The following is a 4097-nucleotide window of genomic DNA, read 5'->3' on the forward strand; positions in this document are numbered from 1 at the left end:
AAAAACAGCAACAGAGAAAGATAGATTTTTACATGGTTTTTCATAGTTCTTTGTAATTTGATTTTGTCTGTAATGGTTAATAGGCAGGCAGGTATACTTCTGATGACTGAATCTGCATGGGATTTCTTTTGAAGTATAGCAGGGGAGTAGGCGGTCATTTTATGAACTTCCGGTCTGAATGTGCGTGACCAGCTCATGCACCTTCGGATCAAAGGATTCAAAATATGCTTGGCCAATGACAAACAGCCCTTTACGGGGGATGCAAAAGTCACCGATGTGGGCCTGGTCAGGAAGAGGGCCGACAGGTCCTGCGTCTTCGCCCGCAATAATGGCTTTACTGTCCGACACCAGCCAGATGTGGCGCGGATTGGCAATGAATTTCTGTCCGTTTGGCGCCACGCCCGACAAGGTGACGACACCTGCTTCCAGCACGTTTCCGGCAACTTGCTCCATTTTCTCCAACACCGATTCCATCTTCCAGACCGGCTGCGGAATCAGGCGGTTAAGCAGATTGAGGAAAGAAGTAGTCGCGGTTGGCTTCAGCCGGACTGCCCATTGCAGCATAGGGTGATCGGCTGCCACATCAAAGGCATAAGGCCCGGTCCAGGTAATCTGTATCGGCGTAACCGAAACGGTGGCAACCGCTTTCCCAAAGTAGCGGGTACAGGAGAGTTGCGGCGCAACATCGGTATAAAAATTCCACGCCCCCGCCGGGTCCCGGTGCCAGACGGAAGAATAGCCCGGGCCCACCGAAGAAGCCGGAAAGTGACGCAGCGCCAGTACGTGGCCCGAACGAAAGGTGACGCCCATGATGCCATACCCGCTGAAACGCTCTTCCTTCCCGGCCGGAAGTACGGACTCCTGCTCAAGCTTTTCAACTAATTTGTCGGGTCTCATGGTGCTGCCTGCGTTTTGGTTCTTATAATTTAAACACCCGGCAAAAGGACTCCGTTTTTAGTTGAGGCAGAAATGAAGGAGTCTACTGATTTACTGGGTGAAGAGCAGGATTTTTTGCGTGATGAGGGAGAGAAGCTTCGGCTTTAGCAGAAAAAAATAGCCCCGCCTGAACAAGCAGGCGGGGCTATGGCATACAGGTATAGCGCTATACCTAGTTTACTACTGTAGCTTCTTTGGCTCTCTTTTCAGCTTTGCGCTTTTCTTTTTTCGCTCTGCGCAGTTCTTTTTTAGAAAGCGCTGGCGCTTCAGCACCGGATTTTTTGCGGGCATCAACCTGCGGTAGTCCGGAGGTGTCGTCTGTAACCAATGTCATCTCCTGCACCAGGTGGCCGGCGCCGGCAAACTTGTCTACGATGAAGAGCATGTAGCGCACGTCCACAGAAATGTTGCGTACCTGGTCCGGGTTGTAGGTCAGGTCGCTCATGGTTCCTTCCCAGTTGCGGTCAAAGTTCGTGCCGATGAGCTGGCCGTTGGCGTTGATCACAGGGGAGCCGGAGTTGCCGCCCGTGGTATGGTTGGATGCGATAAAGGCAACCGGCAGCTGACCATCCACCGCATACGGACCATAGTCCTTTTTCTCGTATAGTTCCCGCAGGCGGGCAGGTATGGCATAGTCTTCGGCAGCGCCGGATGCGGCTTTTTCCATGATGCCTTCCAGGGTGGTATAGTACTTATACTTTACGCCATCTACCGGCTCATAGGGTTCCACTTTGCCGTAGGCCACGCGCAGGGTAGAGTTGGCATCCGGGTAGAAGGTTTTGTCCTGCTGCATTTGGCGCAGGCCCGTCATATAGGTCCGGTAGAGCAGGTTCAGGTTGTCGTTTACCTGCGTGTAAGTCGGCAATACCTGTGTGCGGTAGTATTCGTTGATGCTGTTGGCCAGCTCGAAACCCGGATCATTTTTCAAGGGATTGCCTTTACCCGCCTTGATTTCGGCAAGCGCTTTCCGTACTCCAGCCTCGGAGGTGAAGAGAGACTTGCTGTATACCTCGTCGGCATACTTGCTAAAGTCACCCTTATACTTCTGGCGAACCATTTTGAAGGCTTCCGGGTGCAGCTTCGGATCGATGTCGTTGTAATACATGCTCAATAGCGCCACAAACACCTTCTTATCGGTAGGAGCATTGTAGTTTTTGTAGAAGCCGGCTATACCTTTCTCCAGGCGCTCCAGCTGGGTGTTGATTTCGGACTGCGGAGCTTTTGCCGCCAGCAGTTCGTTTAGTTTGGCATACTCCGAAGCGTACTTCACGAGTTCCACACCCTGTGCAGCCTCCAGTATGTAATCCCGGGAAATGGTGATGCCTTCCAGTGCGTTATAGTTCTTCTCAAATTGCCCCATCAGGTTTCCGTACTGCTGCTGGCGTGCCGCGTCAGCCGAAGCCCACTGGCCAAATTGCTTTTCGAGCTCCTGCTTACGCGCAATGGTGTTGGCTTTGCGCAGGCCGCGGTTCTCACCGATCCATTTTTTCCAGGCATTGGCCACACTCGCATGCTTGGCTGCGTACTGTATGCGCACTGCGTCCGACGCTTTCATGTCCTTGTCCAGGATACTGAGCTTGGTGTCGCGGATCTTGATCTTGGCCGGGTTCGATACTTCATACGTTTCCTTGATCGCATGGGAGGTCAGGTACTCATTGGTACGGCCCGGGAAGCCGAATACCAGCGTAAAGTCGCCTTCCTTCACCCCGCTAAGCGAAATAGGCAGGTGGTGCTTGGGTTTGTAAGGCTTGTTGTCAGGCGAGTAATCAGCGGGCTGGTTATCAGCACCGGCGTATACCCGGAAAAGGGAGAAGTCACCGGTATGGCGCGGCCACATCCAGTTGTCGGTATCACCCCCAAACTTGCCGATCGAAGAAGGAGGAGCGCCCACCAGGCGGATATCCCGGAACGTCTCAGTCACATACATATAGTACTCGTTGCCATAAAAATAAGGCTTGATCACGGCATCGTAATGCGTGCCGGCAGTTGACTCGCGGCGGACTTTGGCGATGTTGCGCTGGATAGCCGCTTCGCGCTCAGCCTCTGTTACATTCGCTGGAATGCCGGCCAGTATCTGCTTTGTCACGTCTTCCATGCGCACGATGAACGTGGCGGTCAGGCCGGGATTCGGAAGCTCCTGCGCTTTGTTCATGGCCCAGAAACCGTCTGTCAGGTAGTCTTTCTCCACTGAACTGTGGCTCTGGATCTGGCCGTAGCCGCAATGGTGGTTGGTAAGGAGGAGGCCTTCGGGCGATATCATTTCGCCGGTACAGAAACCCCCAAAAGAAACGATAGCGTCTTTCAGGCTGGACTGGTTGATGCTGTAGATATCGTCTGCAGAGAGCTTCATGCCTTTCTTCTGCATCTCCGATTCATTCAGCTGCTTAAGGAGCATGGGCAGCCACATGCCTTCGTCAGGACGGGCCGTGCTGATTCCCAAACTCAGGCAGGCAGCAGCGAAAAAGGCTACAATGCGTTTGCTGATCATGGTATTTGGATTTGTGTTGAATTTGATGGCCGAAGATACTAATTAAATCAGGAAAGAAGGCCAGAACCGGGCCGATTGCCCCTAAGCAGACCTGAAAGAGTAGGAACAGGCGTACATCCGGACGTGGAAAAAAGAGCGGCTGATGACAATAATGCCACCAGCCGCTCTTTCTTTATCATCCTGCAAGAAGCTTATCCTGTAGGTTCACAAGCTCAATTCCTTCTTCCAGGATTTCCTCAGTTTGACTGTCCTCATTAGTGAACCGCTCTACCTACAAGGTGCCCATGGTAGGCGTAAAGTTCACGTTGCTTTCCCAGGTTCGGAAGTTGGTGATCTCGTTTTGGAACGCGTTGATGAACCAGGCCATCAGGCTGATGTCATCCAGCAGACCGATCACAGGTATAAAGTCCGGGATCACGTCCAGGGGAGTGACCAGGTATAGGAGCACAGCCACACCCGCCAGCAACGATTTGTTCGATACCTCGCGGTAGGAGCCATTGACATACGCCTTTACCAGCCGTATAAAAGTCTGCATGACTTCCTTTACCTGCTGAAAGCCGCTTTTATCGCTTTCCGTGTCCACCAATTTTCCGTAAGCTGTGGTGAGCAGCATGCCCAGCTTGACAGGCTTGGACATAAGACCGCCTGCTTTGCCCAAAAAGCCCTTGAATAT

The 4097-nt window shown here is 52.6% G+C and carries 3 protein-coding genes; all 3 read right to left on the reverse strand.

Going from position 1 to position 4097, the window contains the following annotated elements; translation table 11 throughout:
* Positions 1 to 159 precede the first annotated feature (159 nt).
* Entirely contained in the window at positions 160 to 897 is a 738-nt protein-coding gene (locus OB13_RS16275; protein ID WP_461491234.1) for a hypothetical protein, read from the reverse strand.
* Between the two features lie 211 nt (positions 898 to 1108).
* Entirely contained in the window at positions 1109 to 3424 is a 2316-nt protein-coding gene (locus OB13_RS16280) for a S46 family peptidase (protein ID WP_461491235.1), read from the reverse strand.
* A gap of 271 nt (positions 3425 to 3695) precedes the next feature.
* A partial coding sequence (locus OB13_RS16285) for a YkvA family protein (RefSeq protein WP_461491236.1) occupies positions 3696 to 4097 on the reverse strand: 402 nt, incomplete at its 5' end.

The organism is Pontibacter sp. HJ8 (assembly GCF_054824225.1).